This window comes from Streptomyces sp. NPDC004561 (genome assembly GCF_053602155.1).
The window spans coordinates 1-2,266 of sequence record NZ_JBSGDB010000809.1; the positions used below are offsets into that span (position 1 = coordinate 1).

Sequence of the window (2,266 nt, forward strand, 5' to 3'; positions counted from 1 at the left end):
TGCTGGGAAGCGCCACCGCGCGCTGCCTGCGCTGCCGCTGCCGCGCCTTTTGCGGCCGGACCCGCGCGGCTTCAGACCAGTGCGAAATCCTTCGCGCGCACGTGGCGCCGCGCGAACTCCAGGTTCTCGAGAACGCGGTCACGGTGCTCGTCGGGCAGCTTGCCGCCCGCCAGCAGGCGTTCGCAGCAGTCCTGCGACTCCTCGTACTCCCCGACCCAGTAGGCGGACACGGCGAGTTCGTCGAGTGCGCGCCAGGCGTACCAGTCCGACTGGATGAAGAGCTGGTCGCCGCTCGGATACGGGGTGGCCACCGCCTTTCGCGCGAACATGTGGGCGAGCGGCCAGCGCTGCCCGTTGAGACGGCACCAGCGCGCGAGTTCGCCGAGCGCCTCGGCCCGCGTGGGGCGGCTCTCGTGCGCGGCGAGGTAGCGGTTCATCACCTCGGCGGGCGGCCGCTTCAGCTCAGCGGCGAACTGCGCGGCGTACAGGCGGGAGCAGAAGATCTCCTCCTCCCAGCCGCCCATGTCCGCCCGTCGGTCGTAGACCTCGATCGCCTTCTCCGGCTCACCGGCGTCGCCCCAGGTCTGCGCCAGGTAGAACACATAGCGCGCGTTGTCCGGCTCCTTGAGCAGTCCCTGCTGGAGGGTCTCGGCGTCCGCCAGGTACTTCTCCCGCAGGCTCCTGCCCTTGCTGCGTCCCCCGCCGCCCATGATGACGATGGTGGCGCCTCCCAGCGTTCCGAGGCTGTACTGCCTTCCGCAGTCGATGAACTCGTGCAGGACGCCGACGTAGCGCCAGGGCAGCCGGGTCGAGACTAGGGCGCGGCGCGTGTACATGGAGGTGCCGTTCCTGACGTTGAGCTGGTAGGCGTCGAGCCCCAGCTCCGGCATCCGGGCGCCGGGCCCCACCTCCATCATGTCGTCGGCGTCCATGAAGAGCAGGTAGTCGGCGGCGTCGCGGGCGAGTTCGATCGCCTCGGTGCGGCTGCCGTCGAATCCCTTCCAGGGCCGCTCGTACAGCTCGCCGGGCAGATCGCCGTAGACCTCGCGGATGACGTCCTGCGTGCCGTCGGAGGAACCGGTGTCCACGATGACCCACGTGTCGATCAGGGGCCGTACGGACTCCAGACACCGCCGGATCACATGGGCCTCGTCCTTGACGATCATGTTCAGACAGACCGTTGACTTCACGGCCCTCATCCAATCGAGCCGGTGAGGGCCAGGCAAAGAGGCGGGGCCGAAACCGTTCTCGCGGATCGTGCATTCGAGTGGTCTGAACGACCCCGGCGCCTGCCGAAAGGCGGCACCGTGAACGCGGACTCGTAACGTCGGGGGCGACCATCCGTGACAGCCCAACTCCACCTGTTCGCCATCTTCCACGAAGAGTGACAAAGTGAAACGTTCGACATTGTGGGCAGGAATCGTCACCGCGGTGACGGTCGCCACCGGGGTGACCGTCTGGGCGGTTCATTCCCCCTCGCCGGGGCCGTCGGAATCCAAATCCGTTTCGGTCGTCCGGGGCACCAACCGGGACACCAAATCGGTGAACACGCTTCTGCAGTCGGCCCTTCAACTCCAGATGCGCCAGGACTTCATGGGAGCGGCCGAAGACTACCGGCGCGTTCTGGAAGTGGACCCAAAGAACAAACAGGCCTGGTACGGCATCGGGCTCATCGATCAGAGCTACGGCAGGACGGCGGAGGCCCGGGAGGACTTCGACAAGGCCCTCGAAGCCGATCCGCGCTTCACGTCCGCCCTCTACAGCGAGGCGTACATGCTGAAGTCGAGTGATCCCGGCCGGGCCATCGAACTCCTCAAGCGTGCCGCTGCAGTCAACACGAAGGCGGCGACGGTCCAACTGCAACTGGGCCTGCTGCTGTCGGGCCGCGACCGCGACGACGAGGCCAGGGAGGCGTTCCGTCGTGCGGTCACGATCGACCGCAGCCTTCTCTCACAGGTCCCGGAGCCCTTCCGGGACGCCGTGCGCCCCTGAGTGCAGGGCGCCCCGGGCGTGCCGGGTACGCCGGTTCGCCGCCTCGGCCAGGGCGGCGAACCCCGGTGCCCTCAGGGCGGCCGACAGTTGGTCGTCCCACGGCGGCAGCGGGGCGAGGCCGGCCCGCAGCCAGTTGCCGTGGCCGAGCACGCTGAACGACGGGCGGGGCGCCGGGCGCGGGAACTCCTGCCCCGCTATCGGAAGGAGGCTGCCGACCGACTGCGCGCCCGTCTGACCGCGCTGACGGATGTGAGTGCGGAGGACCGCGAGCGAG

Annotated in this window: 2 protein-coding genes and 1 pseudogene; 1 reads left to right on the top strand and 2 read right to left on the bottom strand. The window is 68.7% G+C overall.

What is annotated here, in order from left to right; genetic code table 11:
- Window positions 1-71: 71 nt before the first annotated feature.
- Complete coding sequence (locus tag ACWEN3_RS45560; protein WP_452984222.1) at window positions 72-1,190, bottom strand: glycosyltransferase; 1,119 nt, start codon at window positions 1,188-1,190, stop codon at window positions 72-74.
- A 202-nt stretch (window positions 1,191-1,392) separates the two neighbouring features.
- Between ACWEN3_RS45560 and ACWEN3_RS45565 the strand changes: the two genes are divergently transcribed.
- Complete coding sequence (locus ACWEN3_RS45565; protein WP_452984223.1) at window positions 1,393-1,992, top strand: tetratricopeptide repeat protein; 600 nt, start codon at window positions 1,393-1,395, stop codon at window positions 1,990-1,992.
- Here ACWEN3_RS45565 and ACWEN3_RS45570 read toward each other — a convergent pair.
- Window positions 1,951-2,266: pseudogene (locus ACWEN3_RS45570) on the bottom strand (hypothetical protein); the annotation flags it as partial. The gene ACWEN3_RS45565 and the pseudogene ACWEN3_RS45570 sit on opposite strands and share 42 nt — an antisense overlap.